Source organism: Micromonospora sp. C28SCA-DRY-2 (assembly GCF_030519475.1).
In the GTDB taxonomy this organism is placed as follows: Bacteria; Actinomycetota; Actinomycetes; order Mycobacteriales; family Micromonosporaceae; genus Micromonospora.
In genome coordinates, this window is the sequence record NZ_JAUMKD010000002.1 from 989,414 (window position 1) to 1,006,999 (window position 17,586).

A 17,586-nucleotide genomic window follows, 5' to 3' on the forward strand; every position below is an offset into this window, starting at 1 on the left:
CCTCAGCCGCGCTTACGCGTGGCGTAGCGGCGGCGGACGATCAGCCGGTCACTCGGCTGGCCCTTACGACGGGTGCGGCCCTCGGGCTTACCCTGCGGGTTCACCGGGTGGCGACCACCGGAGGTCTTACCCTCACCACCACCGTGCGGGTGGTCGACCGGGTTCATCGCGACACCACGGACGGTCGGGCGCTTGCCCTTCCACCGCATCCGGCCGGCCTTACCCCAGTTGATGTTCGACTGGTCGGCGTTGCCGATCTCGCCGACGCTGGCGCGGCAGCGGACGTCGACCCGCCGGATCTCGCCGGACGGCATGCGCAGGGTCGCGTACGCGCCCTCGCGGCCGAGCAGCTGGATGCCGACACCGGCCGAGCGGGCCAGCTTGGCGCCACCACCGGGACGCAGCTCCACGTTGTGGATCGTGGTACCGACCGGGATGTTGCGCAGCGGCAGGTTGTTGCCCGGCTTGATGTCCGCGCCCGGACCCGACTCGACGGTGTCGCCCTGCTTCAGGTCCTTCGGCGCGAGGATGTACCGCTTCTCGCCGTCGGCGTAGTGCAGCAGCGCGATGCGCGCGGTGCGGTTCGGGTCGTACTCGATGTGCGCGACCTTCGCCGGCACGCCGTCCTTGTCGACCCGCTTGAAGTCGATCAGACGGTACTGCCGCTTGTGGCCGCCGCCGTGGTGCCGGGTGGTGATCCGGCCGTGGGCGTTGCGACCGCCCTTCTTGGGCAGCGGAGCCAGCAGCGACTTCTCGGGCGTCGACCGGGTGATCTCGGCGAAGTCGGCGACGCTCGAGCCACGCCGGCCCGGCGTCGTCGGCTTGTACTTACGGATAGCCATTGTCTACACCCCTCAGCTGACCGGGCCGCCGAAGGCCTCGATACGGTCACCGTCAGCCAGCTTCACCATCGCCCGCTTGGTGGCCTTGCGCTGGCCGAACCCGGTGCGGGTCCGCTTGCGCTTGCCCTCGCGGTTGAGCGTGTTGACCGTCAGGACGCGGACGTTGAAGATCTGCTGGATCGCGATCTTGATCTCCGTCTTGTTCGCGTCCGGGTGCACCAGGAAGGTGTACCAGTTGCGGTTCAGCTCGCTGTAGCTCTTCTCCGAGACGACCGGCGCCACGATGATGTCGCGCGGGTCGGCGATCGTGCTCACTTGCCACCCTCCTCGGTGGTCTCGGCGGGAACACCGAGGAACTCGTCCAGGGCGTCCTTGGTGAAGACCACGTCGTCGGCCACCAGCACGTCGTACGTGTTGAGCTGGCCGGCCTCGATCAGGTGCACCCGCGGCTCGTTGCGCAGCGACACCCAGTTCAGCTCGTCGGTGCTGCTCAGCACGACCAGCACCCGGCGGGCGTCGGTCAGCTTGGCCAGCGTGGCCAGGGCGGCCTTGGTCGACGGCTTCTCGCCCGAGACGAACGCCTCGACGACGTGCACCTGCCCGGCGCGGGCCCGGTCGGAGAGGGCACCCCGCAGCGCGGCGGCCTTCATCTTCTTCGGGGTCCGCTGGCTGTAGTCGCGCGGCACGGGACCGTGCACCACGCCACCGCCGGCGAACTGCGGCGCGCGGATCGAGCCCTGCCGGGCGCGACCGGTGCCCTTCTGCTTGTACGGCTTCTTGCCGCCGCCGGCGACCTCGCCGCGGGTCTTGGTCTTGTGCGTGCCCTGCCGGGCCGCCGCGAGCTGAGCCACCACGACCTGGTGCATCAGCGCGACGTTGGCCTGCGCGTCGAAGATGTCGGCCGGCAGCTCGACGGAGCCCGCCTTGTCGCCTTCGACGTTGAGGACGTCAACGGTGGTCACTTGGCCACACCGCCCTTCTTCACCTTGGTCTTGGCCGCGCTGCGGACCAGGACCAGCGCGCCCTTGGGGCCGGGGATGGCGCCGCGGACGAGCAGGAGGTTGTTCTCGGTGTCGACCGCCTGGACGGTCAGGTTCTGGACGGTGAAGCGCACCCCACCCATCCGGCCCGCCATCCGGGTGCCCTTGAAGACGCGACCCGGGGTGGCGCAGGCGCCGATCGAGCCGGGCGAGCGGTGCTTGCGCTCGACACCGTGGCTGGCGCGCAGACCGTGGAAACCGTGCCGCTTCATCGGGCCGGCGTAGCCCTTGCCCTTGGTCTTGCCGGTCACGTCGACCGACATGCCGACCGGGAACTGCTCGACCGTGACCTCCTGGCCCAGCGAGTAGTCCGCGGCGTCGGTGGTGCGCAGCTCGACGATGTGCCGGCGCGGCGCCACGTCCGCCTTCGCGTAGTGCCCGCTGATCGGCTTCTTGACCTTGCGCGGGTCGATCGTGCCGTACGCCAGCTGGACCGCGGAGTAACCGTCCTTGTCGGCGTCACGAACCTGGCTGATGACGCAGGGGCCGGCCTGAACCACGGTCACCGGGACAACACGGTTGTTGTCCCAGACCTGGGTCATGCCGAGCTTCGCGCCCAGGATCCCCTTAACTTGCCTGTCCATTTGTCCGGTCCCTACAGCTTGATCTCGATGTCGACGCCAGCCGGCAGGTCGAGGCGCATGAGCGAGTCGACCGTCTTCGGGGTCGGGTCGATGATGTCGATCAGCCGCTTGTGCGTGCGCATCTCGAAGTGCTCGCGCGAGTCCTTGTACTTGTGCGGCGAGCGGATAACGCAGAAACGGTTGATCTCCGTGGGCAGCGGCACCGGGCCTGCGACCTGCGCCCCGGTGCGCGTCACCGTCTCGACGATCTTCCGAGCCGAGGAGTCGACGACCTCGTGGTCATAGGCCTTGAGCCGGATGCGGATCTTCTGTCCCGCCATGGTGGCTTCTGTTCCTTCTCTCGATGCCGCTGTGTTGCGGGCGCCTGTACCGGCTGGCACAGGCCCACTTCGCCGACCCCCGCGGTCGGGCGTGTCGCGCCCTCGGGCCAGGCTCCGCCCCGGGACTCCGGAGCGATTCTGACCGCGCGGTGGGTCAAGGCGCCGATCGCACTACCGCGACCTGAACGCCGTGCGAGGGTGGTTGGCGGACTGGCCGCCAACCACCCTACGCCCGACTGTCCTACCGCTCGGCGGTTCGGTGAAGGCCGAACACGAGCGACGAACTGTCGTTACGCAACCTGACTAGTATGCCGCACGACCGGCGGCGGGTCTAATCGGGGTTACCTAGCTCACTTGATGATCTTGGTGACGAACCCGGCGCCGACGGTGCGGCCACCCTCGCGGATCGCGAACTTGAGGTTCTCCTCCATGGCGATGGGCTGGATCAGCTTCACCGTCATGGTGGTGTTGTCACCCGGCATGACCATCTCGGTGCCCTCGGGGAGCGTGACGACACCGGTGACGTCCGTGGTCCGGAAGTAGAACTGCGGACGGTAGTTCTGGAAGAACGGGGTGTGCCGGCCGCCCTCCTCCTTGGAGAGGATGTAGACGGTCGCCTCGAACTCCGTGTGCGGGGTCGTGGTGCCCGGCTTGATGACGACCATGCCGCGCTCGACGTCCTCGCGCTTGATGCCACGCAGCAGCAGACCGACGTTCTCACCCGCGCGGGCCTCGTCGAGCAGCTTGCGGAACATCTCGATGCCGGTGCAGGTGGTCTTGATCGACTTCTCGCGGATGCCGACGATCTCCACCTCCTCGTTCGGCTTGAGCACGCCGCGCTCCGCGCGACCGGTGACGACGGTGCCACGACCGGTGATCGTGAAGACGTCCTCGATCGGCATCAGGAACGGCTTGTCGGTCTCGCGCTCCGGCTGCGGGATCGCGGTGTCGACAGCGGTCATCAGGTCCATCAGCTTGCCGGTCCACTCGGGGTCACCCTCGAGGGCCTTCAGCGCCGAGACCCGCACGACCGGCAGGTCGTCACCCGGGTACTCCTGCGACGAGAGCAGCTCGCGGACCTCGAGCTCGACGAGCTCCAGGAGCTCCTCGTCGTCGACCATGTCGCTCTTGTTGAGCGCCACGACGATGTACGGCACGCCGACCTGGCGGGCCAGCAGCACGTGCTCGCGGGTCTGCGGCATCGGGCCGTCGGTCGCCGCGACCACCAGGATCGCGCCGTCCATCTGGGCGGCACCGGTGATCATGTTCTTGATGTAGTCCGCGTGACCGGGGCAGTCGACGTGCGCGTAGTGCCGCGCCTCGGTCTGGTACTCGACGTGCGCGATCGAGATCGTGATGCCGCGGGCCTTCTCCTCGGGCGCCTTGTCGATCTCGTCGAACGGCGTGTACGGGTTCAGGTCCGGGTACTGGTCGTGCAGGACCTTGGTGATGGCCGCCGTCAGCGTCGTCTTACCGTGGTCGATGTGACCAATGGTGCCGATGTTGACGTGCGGCTTAGTCCGCTCGAACTTCGCCTTCGCCACTGGTGTCCTCCTGTGGACTTTCTTGGTTCGTTCGCCCCGGTGCGCCGGTCGGCGCTTAGGACTCTGTCGACAGCCTTTCCGACCTGACGGCCGGAGAGCCTTTGTGGGTTCTGCGGCGATGAAGCCTACAGGCCCGGATTCACACATTCCGACCGAGGTGGCCGCGGGCGGGAGAACCCTCCCGCGACCAGACCCGGTTCATCGGATCAGCTCAGGCGAGCGTCACTCACCAGTCGCCTTGGCGATGATCTCCTTGGCCACCGAGGCCGGAACCTCGGCGTAGGAGTCGAACTGCATGCTGTAGCTAGCCCGGCCCTGGGTCTTCGACCGCAGGTCGCCGACGTAGCCGAACATCTCCGACAACGGCACCAGGGCGCGGACGACGCGGGCACCGCCGCGCTCCTCCATCGCCTGGATGATGCCACGGCGGGAGTTGAGGTCGCCGATGACGTCACCCATGTTCTCCTCCGGAGTGGTGACCTCAACGGCCATCATCGGCTCGAGCAGCGCCGGGTCGGCCTTGCGGGCCGCCTCCTTCAGCGCCATCGAACCGGCGATCTTGAACGCCATCTCGGACGAGTCGACCTCGTGGTACTGGCCGTCCACCAGGGTCAGCTTGACACCCACCAGCGGGAAGCCGGCGAGGATGCCGTACTGCATGGCGTCCTGGGCGCCCGCGTCCACCGAGGGGATGAACTCCCGGGGGATACGGCCACCGGTGACGGCGTTGGCGAACTCGTAGGTCGGCGAGTCGTTGTCCAGCGGCAGCGGCTCCAGGCTGATGATCACCCGGGCGTACTGGCCGGAACCACCGGTCTGCTTCTTGTGGGTGTACTCGACCTTCTCCACCGTGCGGCGGATGGTCTCGCGGTACGCCACCTGCGGCTTACCGATGTTGGCCTCGACGTTGAACTCGCGGCGCATCCGGTCGACCAGGATGTCCAGGTGCAGCTCGCCCATGCCGGAGATGACCGTCTGGCCGGTCTCCTCGTCCAGCTTGACGCGGAAGGTCGGGTCCTCCTCGGCCAGCCGCTGGATGGCGGTGCTGAGCTTCTCCTGGTCAGCCTTGGTCTTCGGCTCGATGGCGACCTCGATGACCGGCTCCGGGAAGGTCATCGACTCCAGGATGACCGGGTTCGCCGGGTCGCACAGGGTGTCACCGGTGGTGGTCTGCTTGAGACCCTGCACCGCGATGATGTCGCCAGCCTTGGCGGAGCTGCGCTCCTCCCGCTTGTTGGCGTGCATCTGGTAGATCTTGCCGATCCGCTCCTTGCGGTCCTTGGTGGAGTTGACCACCTGGGACCCGGACTCAACCACGCCGGAGTAGACCCGGACGTAGGTGAGCTTGCCGAGGTGCTTGTCGGTCTGGATCTTGAAGGCCAGGCCCGAGAACGGCTCCGAGGTCGACGGCTTCCGCTGCATCGGGGTCTCGCCGTCGGTCGCGGTGCCCTCGATCGCCGGGATGTCCAGCGGCGACGGCAGGTAGGCGACGACCGCGTCGAGCATGGGCTGGATGCCCTTGTTCTTGAACGCGGTGCCGCACAGCACCGGGTTGGCCTTGCCCGCGATGGTGGCGCGGCGGATGCCGGCCTGGATGTCCTCGACGGAGATCTCCTCGCCCTCGAGGTACTTCTCCATCACCGAGTCGTCGACGTCGGCCAGGGTCTCCAGGAGCTTCTCGCGCCACTCGGCGGCGGTGTCCGCCAGCTCGGCCGGGATCTCCTCGATCGCGTAGTCCTCACCCTTCTGGGTCTCCCCACGCCAGGTGAGGGCACGCATGCCGACGAGGTCCACGACACCGACGAAGTCGGACTCGGCGCCGATCGGCACCTGCAGGACGAGCGGGGTCGCGTTGAGCCGGTCGATCATCATCTGCACGCAGCGGAAGAAGTCCGCGCCGGTCCGGTCGAGCTTGTTGACGAAGCACATCCGGGGCACGTTGTACTTGTCCGCCTGCCGCCAGACGTTCTCCGTCTGGGGCTCCACGCCGGCGACGCCGTCGTAGACGGCGACCGCACCGTCCAGGACCCGCAGCGACCGCTCGACCTCGACCGTGAAGTCGACGTGGCCGGGCGTGTCGATGATCTGGATCGTGTGGCCCTTCCACTCGCACTTGGTGGCGGCGGAAGTGATGGTGATACCGCGCTCCTGCTCCTGCTCCATCCAGTCCATGACGGCAGCGCCCTCGTGGACCTCACCGATCTTGTAGGTGATACCGGTGTAGAACAGGATCCGCTCGGTGGTAGTGGTCTTACCGGCATCGATGTGCGCCATGATGCCGATGTTGCGTACGTTGGCGAGCGCGTCTGCGGCGGCCACTTCAATCCCTACTTATCGTCGTCTCGACACAACTGGTGGCGGTTCCGGCGCCTCGTGAGCGCCGGAACCAGGGTGTTACCAGCGGTAGTGCGCGAAGGCCTTGTTGGACTCGGCCATCTTGTGCGTGTCCTCGCGCCGCTTGACGGCGGCACCGAGGCCGTTGCTCGCGTCCAGCAGCTCGTTCATCAGCCGCTCGACCATGGTCTTCTCGCGCCGGGCGCGGGAGTAGGTGACCAGCCAGCGCAGGCCCAGGGTGGTCGCCCGGGCCGGGCGCACCTCGACCGGCACCTGGTAGGTGGCGCCACCGACCCGGCGGCTGCGCACCTCCAGCGTCGGCTTGACGTTGTCCATCGCCCGCTTCAGGGTGACGACCGGGTCGGTGCCGGACTTCTCCCGGCAGCCCTCGAGGGCCGCGTAGACGATGCGCTCGGCGAGCTGGCGCTTGCCGCGCAGCAGGATCTTGTTGACCAACTGGGTGACCAGCGGCGAGTTGTACACCGGGTCAGCGACCAGCGGCCGCCGCGGAGCGGGTCCCTTACGCGGCATGTCAGCTCTTCTCCTTCTTCGCGCCGTAACGGCTGCGCGCCTGCTTGCGGTTGCGGACACCCTGGGTGTCCAGCGAACCGCGAACGATCTTGTACCGCACGCCGGGGAGGTCCTTCACCCGGCCGCCGCGGACGAGCACGATCGAGTGCTCCTGCAGGTTGTGGCCGACACCCGGGATGTAGGCGGTCACCTCGATCTGGCTGCTGAGCTTGACACGAGCGACCTTGCGCAGGGCCGAGTTCGGCTTCTTCGGGGTGGTGGTGTACACGCGGGTGCACACGCCGCGCCGCTGAGGGGAACCCTTCAGCGCCGGGGTCTTGGTCTTGCTCGTCTTCGCCTGGCGGCCCTTTCGGACCAGCTGCTGGATCGTGGGCACCGGGTTTCTCCGCTCCCTTCGGCCGCAGGGTGTTGCGGCCGCGCCGTCTGCCGTAGCCGATCTGGTGATCGACCCTCTTACCTTCCGACCAGGGCCCCACGTGGAGGTCCCGGCACCCGCGGTCGGGCGTGTCGCCCAGATCACGGTCCCGGTGCGGACGCTCGCGCACGTACCGGGGTCTGTCGCCGGCACACGGCTCTCCGCGCGCCGGGTCTTCTGGCTCTGTCGTGCTGTCGGCCGCTCTCCGGCTCACCGGAACCAGCGCACGCACGAGTTGCCCGGGCTGGCCCGGGCACAAGGGGAAAGAGTACCTACCACAGCCGCGCAGGTCAAAACGGAGTGGCTCACCCGGACGTGTCACCGCCCGTTGATCGCTCCGTCGTGCCCGACCGCCCGTGATGGGCACCTACGGACACAAGTGTACCGGCTTCTCGGCGGCGCGGCCCGTCGGCCCCGACCGACCGGTCCCACCTGCTGGACGCCGGGCCGGCCGGCGGCCCCGGCCGCCTCAGCCCAGCGCCAGCAGCACCGCCAGCCCCAACCCGAGCAGGCAGAGCCCCAGCCCGGCCGCACCGCAGCTGATCCCCGCCACGGCCAGGCCGCGGCCGGTGAACCGGACCCCGGGCGGCGCCGCCGGGCGGCGGATCTGCCGCACGCCGAGCAGGCCGGCCACCACGGCGCCGGCCCCGGCCAGCACGCCCAGCACGGTGAACGCGCCGGAGGCCCAGACGCCGCCGGCGGACGCCCCGGTCGCGCCGAAGCAGAACACCAGCACCGAAACCAGGATCGCGGCGACCCCGGCCACCAGCGAGCCCACCGCCAGTCCCGAGGTGACCGGCGGTACGTCGAGGTGCACGACGGCGAACGGCGTACCGGGCACCGGGTCGACCCGCCGGGGGCGGGTCACCTCCCGGGGTGGCGGGGGCAGCCCCGGCGCGCCGGGCGGCGGCCCACCCCAGCCCGGCGCGGGCGCTCCCCACCCGGCGGGGTGACCCCCCGACGGCTGGCCGCCCGGGCCACCCCACGGAGTCACGGCCGGCTGCCCCGACGGTGTGCCCGAGGGGCTTCCGGGCGCCTGACCCGGCTGCGCGGCCCACGGACTGGCCGGCGCCGGGCCCGGCGGGGACCCCCAGGCGCTCGCGGGCGGCTGGCCCGAAGGAGCACCCCAGGGACCGGCCGGCACCTGGCCGGAAGCACCCGACGGGCTCGCGGCCGGCTGTTCCGATGGCGTGCTCGCGCCGCCGACCGGCGGCTGGCCGGGCGAGGCACCCCACGGACTCGTGTCCGGCTGGTCGGCTGGCGTGCCGGCGCCGTCGGCCGCGCGCTGCGCCGGCCCCGCTCCCTCGATGCGCGGCTCGGACGATCCGGCCGGACCCGACGCCGGGTGCGGAGACGACGAACCGGATGCCGGCGGCGGAGAGGACTGCCAGGACGACGAGGACGCCGGGGACGCCGCGGACGGCCAGGGCGTCGGGGACGGCGGGAACGGCGAGGGCGCCGGAAACGCCGGGGACGGCGGGGACGGGTACTCCCCGGGCCGGGCCGACGTCGACTCCGGCGCGGCGGACGGCGAGGACGGCGCCGGCGGCTGCCCGGCGGGCAGGCCCGCCGGCGGGGCGGCCTCGGGCCCGGCATCGGGGCGGACCCACCCGCTGCCGCCCTCCGGCGCGGTCTCCGCGCTGCCGGCGGCGGGCTGCCCGGGGTCACCGCCGGTGGGGCGCGCCGGTTCCGTCACGAACTCCTCCTGTCGGCCGTCGGCGTCCACCGCCGCGCGACGGACACCGGCCAGGCTACCGCCGCGACGCACGGCGGCCGTGCCCGGCGGGGACGGGTTCCCTCGCCGGCGTCAGTCCACGTTCGGGGCGAAGTCCTGCCCGAAGGGCGCGTCGGCCAGCCGGACCACGCCGATCACCACGGCGGCCACCAGGCTGACCGCGACCAGCACCAGGCCCGTCCAGGCCAGCCGTTCACCCCGCCGCAGCCAGGCCGCGCCGGTCAGGAAACCACCCGAGGCGTACGCCTCCCGGCGCGCCTGCCGGGCGAGCTGGAGCGCCACCGTGGCCGGCACCACCCCGCCCAGGAAGAGGCCGGTGAACGCGCCGATCAGCCCCAGCGCGAAGACCGCCCTGGCCTTGGTGGCCCGGGCCGGATCCGGGTCGAGCGGGTGGCGCAGCGGCTGCGGGGCGACGGGCACCTGCCCGGGTGCTGTCGTCATGCCCACCATCATGCCCCGGCCGTCCGTCACCGGCGGGCACTCCCGGCCCGGAAACGACGAGGCCCCCGGCGACTGCCGGGGGCCTCGTTCGCTCGTGCGATTAGCGGTACGACCCGAAGTCGAAGTCGTCCAGCGGCACCGCCTGGCCGCTGGCCGGCCCGAAGCCGTAGTCGGTCTCCGGGTAGCCGGTCATCGAGTAGACCTTGGCCTTCGCCTCCTCGGTCGGCTCCACCCGGACGTTGCGGTACTTGCTGATACCGGTACCGGCCGGGATGAGCTTACCGATGATCACGTTCTCCTTGAGGCCGATCAGCGAGTCGCTGCGGGCGTGGATCGCCGCGTCCGTCAGCACCCGGGTGGTCTCCTGGAAGGAGGCCGCCGACAGCCAGGAGTCCGTGGCCAGCGAGGCCTTGGTGATACCCATCAGCACCGGGCGACCGGCGGCGGGCTCGCCGCCCTCGGACACGAGCCGGCGGTTCTCCGACTCGAACAGCGCCCGGTCGACCAGCACACCCGGCAGGAACTCGGTCGAGCCGGAGTCGATGACCGTCACCCGCTTGAGCATCTGGCGGATGATGATCTCGATGTGCTTGTCGTGGATGAGCACACCCTGCGAGCGGTAGACCTCCTGGACCTCCTGGGTCAGGTGGACCTGGACCGCGCGCGGGCCGAGGATGCGCAGCAACTCGTGCGGGTCGATGGTGCCCTCGGTGAGCTTCTCCCCGACCTCGACGTGATCGCCGTCGTGGGCCCGCAGCCGGACCCGCTTGGAGATCTTGTCGTAGACGATCTCGTCGCTGCCGTCGTCCGGCACCACGATGATCTTCCGCGACCGCTCGCCGTCCTCGATCCGGATCCGGCCCGGGGTGTCGGCGATGGGCGCCTTACCCTTCGGGATCCGGGCCTCGAAGATCTCCTGGACACGCGGCAGACCCTGGGTGATGTCCTCACCCGCGACACCACCGGTGTGGAAGGTACGCATCGTCAGCTGCGTACCCGGCTCACCGATCGACTGGGCGGCGATGATGCCGACCGCCTCGCCGACGTCCACGGTCTTGCCGGTCGGCAGCGAGCGGCCGTAGCACGCACCGCAGACGCCCAGCTTCGACTCGCAGGTGAGCACGCTGCGCACCCGGACGGACTCCACCCCGGCGGCGACGATCTTGTCGACCAGGATCGAGTTGATGTCCGCGCCCCGCTCGGCGACCACGGTGCCGTCCGGCCCCTTGATGTCGTCGGCCAGGGTACGGGCGTGCACGCTGGTCTCCGCGTGCTCGTGCACGACGAGCCGGCCGTCCTCGGTGCGCTGGCCGATCTGCATCGGGATCGCCCGGTCGGTGCCGCAGTCCTCCTCGCGGATGATGACGTCCTGCGAGACGTCCACCAGACGACGGGTCAGGTAACCCGAGTCGGCGGTACGCAGCGCGGTGTCGGCGAGACCCTTACGGGCACCGTGCGTGGAGATGAAGTACTCCAGCACGGACAGACCCTCCCGGTAGCTGGCCTTGATCGGCCGCGGGATGATCTCACCCTTCGGGTTGGCCACCAGACCACGGATCGCCGCGATCTGCCGGAGCTGGAGCAGGTTACCGCGGGCACCCGAGTTGATCATCTTCCACAGCGGGTTCTCCTGCGGCAGCGCGGTGTCCATCTCCTTGGCGACCTCGTTGGTCGCCTTGGTCCAGATCTCGATGAGTTCGCCGCGACGCTCCTCGGCGGTCATCAGACCACGCTGGTACTGCTTGTCGATCCGGTCGGCTTCCTTCTCGTACCGCTCCAGGATCTCCGCCTTGCGCGGCGGAGCGATGACGTCCTCCATGCCGATCGTCACGCCGGACCAGGTGGCCCAGTGGAAGCCGGCCTCCTTGAGCCCGTCCAGGGTGGCCGCCAGGGCCACCTTGGGGAAGCGCTCGGCGAGGTCGTTGACGATCGCGGAGAGCTGACCCTTGCGGATCTCGTAGTTCACGAAGCGGTAGCCCTGCGGCAGCGTCTCGTTGAACAGCACCCGGCCGAGGGTGGTCTCCACGGTCAGCGGCTCGCCCTCGACCCAGCCCTCCGGCGCGGTCCACGGCTCGGCGCCGGCGCCGTTGTCGACCCCGACCACGCCCCGCAGCCGGATCTTCACCGGAGCCTGCAGGTGCAGCTCGCCGTTGTCGTACGCCATCCGCGCCTCGGCGTCCGAGCTGAACGCCCGGCCCGCACCCTTCTCGTCGGGCGTGAGGTGGGTGAGGTGGTAGAGACCGATGACCATGTCCTGGGTGGGCATGGTGACCGGCTTGCCGTCGGCCGGCTTGAGGATGTTGTTCGACGACAGCATCAGGATCCGCGCCTCGGCCTGGGCCTCGGCGGACAGCGGCACGTGCACCGCCATCTGGTCACCGTCGAAGTCGGCGTTGAACGCGGTGCAGACCAGCGGGTGGATCTGGATGGCTTTGCCCTCGACCAGCTGCGGCTCGAATGCCTGGATGCCCAGCCGGTGCAGGGTCGGCGCCCGGTTGAGCAGCACCGGGTGCTCGCCGATGACCTCTTCCAGCACGTCCCACACGACCGGCCGCTGCCGCTCGACCATCCGCTTGGCGGACTTGATGTTCTGCGCGTGGTTGAGGTCAACCAGCCGCTTCATCACGAACGGCTTGAACAGCTCCAGCGCCATCTGCTTGGGCAGGCCGCACTGGTGCAGCTTCAGCTTCGGGCCGACCACGATGACCGAACGGCCGGAGTAGTCGACGCGCTTGCCGAGCAGGTTCTGGCGGAACCGGCCTTGCTTGCCCTTGAGCATGTCGGAGAGCGACTTCAGCGGACGGTTGCCCGGGCCGGTGACCGGCCGACCGCGGCGGCCGTTGTCGAACAGCGCGTCGACGGCCTCCTGCAGCATCCGCTTCTCGTTGTTGACGATGATCTCGGGCGCGCCGAGGTCGATCAGCCGCTTGAGCCGGTTGTTCCGGTTGATCACCCGGCGGTACAGGTCGTTCAGGTCCGAGGTCGCGAAGCGGCCACCGTCGAGCTGCACCATCGGGCGCAGGTCCGGCGGGATGACCGGGACGCAGTCCAGCACCATGCCGAGCGGCGAGTTGCGGGTGTTGAGGAACGCCGCGACGACCTTGAGTCGCTTGAGCGCACGGATCTTCCGCTGGCCCTTGCCGGAGCGGATGGTCTCCCGCAGGCTCTCCGCCTCGGCGTCCAGGTCCATGTTCTGGACCAGCGCCTTGATCGCCTCGGCGCCCATGCCGCCGGTGAAGTACTCACCGAACCGGTCGCGCAGCTCGCGGTAGAGCAGCTCGTCGGTGACCAGCTGCTTCGGCTCCAGCTTGCGGAAGGTGTCCAGCACCTCGTCCAGGCGGTCGATCTCGCGCTGGGCCCGGTCGCGGATCTGGCGCATCTCGCGCTCTCCGCCCTCCTTGACCTTGCGCCGGACGTCCGCCTTGGCACCCTCGGCCTCCAGCTCGGCCAGGTCGGCCTCGAGCTTGGCGGCCCGCTTCTCGATCTCCGAGTCGCGGCTGTTCTCGGCCTGCCGCTTCTCGGCCAGGATCTCGTTCTCGATGGTCGAGAGGTCGCGGTGACGCGCCTCGGCGTCCACGCTCGTCACGACGTACGAGGCGAAGTAGATGATCTTCTCGAGGTCCTTGGGGGCGAGGTCCAGCAGGTAGCCCAGCCGGCTCGGCACGCCCTTGAAGTACCAGATGTGGGTCACCGGAGCGGCCAGCTCGATGTGCCCCATGCGCTCACGACGGACCTTGGACCGGGTCACCTCGACGCCGCAGCGCTCGCAGATGATGCCCTTGAACCGGACCCGCTTGTACTTACCGCAGTAGCACTCCCAGTCCCGCTGCGGACCGAAGATCTTCTCGCAGAAGAGCCCGTCCTTTTCCGGCTTCAGGGTGCGGTAGTTGATCGTCTCAGGCTTCTTGACCTCGCCGTGGGACCACTGACGGATGTCGTCGGCGGTGGCGAGGCCGATACGCAGCTCGTCGAAGAAGTTGACGTCGAGCACTATGTCCCCTATGTCGTCGTCTGTACTGCTTAGCTAGTGGGTGGGGTCGGGAGCCGGCGAGCCGGCTCCCGACCGCTCACCTCAGACCTCTTCGACCGAGCTCGGCTCGCGCCGGGACAGGTCGATGCCCAGCTCCTCCGCGGCCCGGAACACCTCGTCGTCGGTCTCGCGCATCTCCAGGGCCACACCGTCGCTGGAGAGCACCTCGACGTTGAGGCACAGCGACTGCAGCTCCTTGAGCAGCACCTTGAACGACTCCGGGATGCCCGGCTCCGGGATGTTCTCGCCCTTGACGATGGCCTCGTAGACCTTGACCCGGCCGAGGACGTCGTCGGACTTGATGGTCAGCAGCTCCTGCAGCGCGTACGCGGCGCCGTAGGCCTGCATGGCCCAGCACTCCATCTCACCGAAGCGCTGGCCACCGAACTGCGCCTTACCACCCAGCGGCTGCTGCGTGATCATCGAGTACGGGCCGGTCGACCGGGCGTGGATCTTGTCGTCGACCAGGTGGTTGAGCTTCAGGATGTAGATGTAGCCGACCGCGATCGGGTCCGGCAGCGGCTCGCCGGAGCGACCGTCGAACAGCTGCGCCTTGCCGCTGGAGCCGATCAGCTGCTTGCCGTCCCGGTTGGGCAGGGTCGACGCGAGCAGACCGGAGATCTCCTCCTCGCGGGCACCGTCGAAGACCGGCGTGGCCACGTTGGTGTCCGGCTCCGACTCGTGCGCCTCGATCGAGCGGAGCTGGCGCTTCCACTCGGCGTCGTCGCCATCGACGCTCCAGCCGGTCTTGGCCACCCAGCCGAGGTGCGTCTCCAGCACCTGGCCGATGTTCATCCGGCTCGGCACACCCAGCGGGTTGAGCACGATGTCGACCGGGGTGCCGTCCTCCAGGAACGGCATGTCCTCGATCGGCAGGATCTTGGAGATGACGCCCTTGTTGCCGTGGCGGCCGGCGAGCTTGTCACCGTCCTGGATCTTCCGCTTCTGGGCGACGTAGACCCGGACCAGCTCGTTGACGCCCGGCGGCAGCTCGTCGCCGTCCTCCCGGGAGAAGGTACGCACGCCGATGACCGTGCCGGTCTCACCGTGCGGCACCTTCAGCGAGGTGTCCCGGACCTCGCGCGCCTTCTCACCGAAGATCGCGCGGAGCAGCCGCTCCTCCGGGGTCAGCTCGGTCTCGCCCTTGGGCGTGACCTTGCCGACCAGGATGTCGCCGGGGACGACCTCGGCGCCGATCCGGATGATGCCGCGCTCGTCGAGGTCCGCGAGCATCTCCTCGCTGACGTTCGGGATGTCGCGGGTGATCTCCTCCGGGCCGAGCTTGGTGTCCCGGGCGTCGACCTCGTGCTCCTCGATGTGGATCGAGGTGAGCACGTCCTGCTGCACGAGGCGCTGCGACAGGATGATCGCGTCCTCGTAGTTGTGGCCCTCCCAGGTCATGAACGCCACGAGCAGGTTGCGCCCGAGCGCCATCTCGCCCTCGTCGGTGCACGGACCGTCGGCGATGACCTGGCCGGCCTCGACGCGGTCGCCCTCGAAGACCACCGGCTTCTGGTTGACGCAGGAGCCGGCGTTGGAGCGGCGGAACTTGTGCAGCAGGTAGGTACGGCGGTGGCCGTCGTCCTGGTGGACGGTGATGTAGTCGGCGCAGAGGTCCTCGACCACACCGCCGACCTCGGCGACCACCACGTCGCCGGCGTCGACCGCGGCCCGGTACTCCATGCCGGTGCCGACCAGCGGGGCCTCGGCCTTGACCAGCGGCACCGCCTGGCGCTGCATGTTCGCGCCCATCAGCGCCCGGTTGGCGTCGTCGTGCTCCAGGAACGGGATCATCGCGGTCGCGACCGAGGTCATCTGCCGCGGCGAGACGTCCATGTAGTCCACGGCCGCCGGCGGGACGTCCTCGGTCTCGCCGCCCTTACGGCGGACCAGGACGCGGTCCTCGGCGAACGAGCCGTCCGCCTTCAGCGGCGCGTTGGCCTGCGCCTTGACGAAGCGGTCCTCCTCGTCCGCGGTCAGGTAGTCGATCTGGTCGGTGACCCGACCGTCGACGACCTTCCGGTACGGCGTCTCGATGAAGCCGAACGGGTTGACCCGGGCGAAGGTGGACAGCGCGCCGATCAGACCGATGTTCGGGCCTTCCGGCGTCTCGATCGGGCACATCCGGCCGTAGTGGGACGGGTGCACGTCACGGACCTCGAAGCCGGCCCGCTCCCGGGACAGACCACCCGGGCCGAGCGCGCTCAGCCGGCGCCGGTGGGTCAGGCCCGCCAGCGGGTTGGTCTGGTCCATGAACTGGGACAGCTGCGAGGTGCCGAAGAACTCCTTGATCGCCGCCACCACCGGGCGGATGTTGATCAGGGTCTGCGGCGTGATCGCCTCGACGTCCTGGGTGGTCATCCGCTCGCGGACGACCCGCTCCATCCGGGACAGGCCCACCCGGACCTGGTTCTGGATGAGCTCGCCCACGGTACGCAGGCGCCGGTTGCCGAAGTGGTCGATGTCGTCGGCCTCGTAGCCCTCCTCGCCGGCGTGCAGCCGGCAGAGGTACTCCACGGTGGCGACGATGTCGTCCTCGGTCAGCGTGCCGGTGGTGATCGGCACGTCCAGCTGGAGCTTCTTGTTGAACTTGTATCGACCGACCTTGGCGACGTCGTACCGCTTCGGGTTGAAGAAGAGGTTGTCGAGCAGGGTCTGGGCGTTCTCGCGCGTCGGCGGCTCGCCGGGGCGCAGCTTGCGGTAGATGTCGAGGAGCGCCTCGTCCTGGCCGGCGATGTGGTCCTTCTCGAGCGTGGTCATCATCAGCTCGGACCAGCCGAACCGCTCACGGATCTGCTCGGCCGACCATCCGATGGCCTTGAGCAGGACCGTGACGGCCTGCCGGCGCTTGCGGTCGATGCGGACGCCGACCGTGTCGCGCTTGTCGATGTCGAACTCCAGCCAGGCACCCCGGCTCGGGATGACCTTGACGCTGGAGAGGTCGCGGTCGGAGGTCTTGTCCGGCTGCTTGTCGAAGTAGACGCCCGGGGACCGGACGAGCTGGCTGACCACGACGCGCTCGGTGCCGTTGATGATGAAGGTGCCCTTCGGCGTCATCATCGGGAAGTCACCCATGAACACCGTCTGGCTCTTGATCTCGCCGGTGGTGTTGTTGGTGAACTCCGCGGTCACGAAGAGCGGCGCGCAGTAGGTGAGGTCCTTCTCCTTGCACTCCTCGATCGAGGCCTTGACCTCGTCGAAGCGCGGAGCCGAGAAGGAGAGCGACATGGTGCCGGAGAAGTCCTCAATGGGACTGATCTCGTCGAGGATCTCCGCGAGACCCGAGCGTGCGTGCGGGTCGTCCGCCGACCGGCCCTGCCAAGCCTCGTTGCCGACCAGCCAGTCGAAGGACTCGTTCTGGATGGCGAGGAGGTTGGGGACCTCGAGGTGTTCGGTGATCCTGCCGAATGAAACTCGGCGGGGAGCGAAAGCGCTCGACGTACGACTGGTCTTCGCAGGGCGGGAAGCTGCCAAGATGCGTCCTTCCGAGGACCGGTGCTGCAGAACGGCTGGTACGCGTGCACTCCAATGACCCCACCAGAAATATCCGCAAACGGACATTTCCGAGCAGGGGTCAAGTCGGAAGGCAGCGCAAACTAGCAGTGTAGCCGAGAGGCTAACCGCTGTCCAGCCCACCCCGCAGGTCGTTGCGGAACGTGCCTCGGGACCCCGGGAAACCGGGTCGACCGGGCCGCTCGGAACGCAACGTTCCCGCCGGGCCGCTCGGGTGCGGCGGCCGATGGTGCTGCCGCTGCCATTACCCAAGTGGT

The 17,586-nt window shown here is 69.1% G+C and carries 13 protein-coding genes; all 13 read right to left on the reverse strand.

Annotated features, from left to right (window positions below; all coding sequences use genetic code 11):
- Positions 1–2: 2 nt before the first annotated feature.
- The 13 genes from rplB to Q3W71_RS13110 all read right to left on the reverse strand — a co-directional run bounded on the left by rplB (position 3) and on the right by Q3W71_RS13110 (position 17,290).
- Positions 3–842 carry a 50S ribosomal protein L2 gene (rplB, locus tag Q3W71_RS13050; protein WP_302919523.1) on the reverse strand — a complete coding sequence of 280 codons (840 nt, stop codon included), beginning with the start codon at positions 840–842 and terminating at the stop codon, positions 3–5.
- Positions 843–854: 12 nt separating this feature from the next.
- The gene (gene rplW / locus Q3W71_RS13055) at positions 855–1,157 is read right to left on the reverse strand and encodes a 50S ribosomal protein L23 (RefSeq protein WP_088997375.1); all 303 of its coding nucleotides are present in this window, start codon (positions 1,155–1,157) and stop codon (positions 855–857) included.
- Positions 1,154–1,804 (reverse strand): 50S ribosomal protein L4, encoded by a 651-nt coding sequence (gene rplD / locus Q3W71_RS13060; protein WP_302919524.1) that lies wholly within the window; start codon positions 1,802–1,804, stop codon positions 1,154–1,156. Before rplD ends, rplW begins: the two co-directional genes overlap by 4 nt.
- On the reverse strand, positions 1,801–2,466 hold the full coding sequence (gene rplC / locus Q3W71_RS13065) for a 50S ribosomal protein L3 (RefSeq protein WP_302919525.1): 666 nt from the start codon (positions 2,464–2,466) through the stop codon (positions 1,801–1,803). The genes rplD and rplC overlap by 4 nt, the downstream gene beginning before the upstream one ends.
- An 11-nt stretch (positions 2,467–2,477) precedes the next feature.
- Positions 2,478–2,786, reverse strand: a complete 309-nt coding sequence (rpsJ, locus tag Q3W71_RS13070; protein WP_007073037.1) for a 30S ribosomal protein S10 — start codon at positions 2,784–2,786, stop codon at positions 2,478–2,480.
- 350 nt (positions 2,787–3,136) lie between these two features.
- Complete coding sequence (gene tuf, locus Q3W71_RS13075) at positions 3,137–4,330, reverse strand: elongation factor Tu (RefSeq protein WP_088997372.1); 1,194 nt, start codon at positions 4,328–4,330, stop codon at positions 3,137–3,139.
- A gap of 222 nt (positions 4,331–4,552) precedes the next feature.
- Entirely contained in the window at positions 4,553–6,649 is a 2,097-nt protein-coding gene (gene fusA, locus Q3W71_RS13080; RefSeq protein WP_302919526.1) for an elongation factor G, read from the reverse strand.
- 75 nt (positions 6,650–6,724) lie between these two features.
- Positions 6,725–7,195: a 30S ribosomal protein S7 gene (gene rpsG, locus Q3W71_RS13085; protein WP_046567226.1), complete on the reverse strand. Its 471-nt coding sequence runs from the start codon at positions 7,193–7,195 to the stop codon at positions 6,725–6,727.
- Position 7,196: 1 nt separating this feature from the next.
- Positions 7,197–7,571, reverse strand: a complete 375-nt coding sequence (gene rpsL, locus Q3W71_RS13090; protein WP_014440718.1) for a 30S ribosomal protein S12 — start codon at positions 7,569–7,571, stop codon at positions 7,197–7,199.
- A gap of 508 nt (positions 7,572–8,079) precedes the next feature.
- A complete protein-coding gene (locus Q3W71_RS13095; protein WP_302919527.1) occupies positions 8,080–8,451 on the reverse strand; it encodes a hypothetical protein in 372 nt (123 codons plus the stop codon).
- Between the two features lie 966 nt (positions 8,452–9,417).
- Positions 9,418–9,786 carry a hypothetical protein gene (locus tag Q3W71_RS13100; RefSeq protein ID WP_302919528.1) on the reverse strand — a complete coding sequence of 123 codons (369 nt, stop codon included), beginning with the start codon at positions 9,784–9,786 and terminating at the stop codon, positions 9,418–9,420.
- Between the two features lie 100 nt (positions 9,787–9,886).
- The gene (locus tag Q3W71_RS13105; protein WP_302919529.1) at positions 9,887–13,777 is read right to left on the reverse strand and encodes a DNA-directed RNA polymerase subunit beta'; all 3,891 of its coding nucleotides are present in this window, start codon (positions 13,775–13,777) and stop codon (positions 9,887–9,889) included.
- An 81-nt stretch (positions 13,778–13,858) separates the two neighbouring features.
- On the reverse strand, positions 13,859–17,290 hold the full coding sequence (locus Q3W71_RS13110; RefSeq protein WP_109898160.1) for a DNA-directed RNA polymerase subunit beta: 3,432 nt from the start codon (positions 17,288–17,290) through the stop codon (positions 13,859–13,861).
- Between the last annotated feature and the right edge of the window lie 296 nt (positions 17,291–17,586).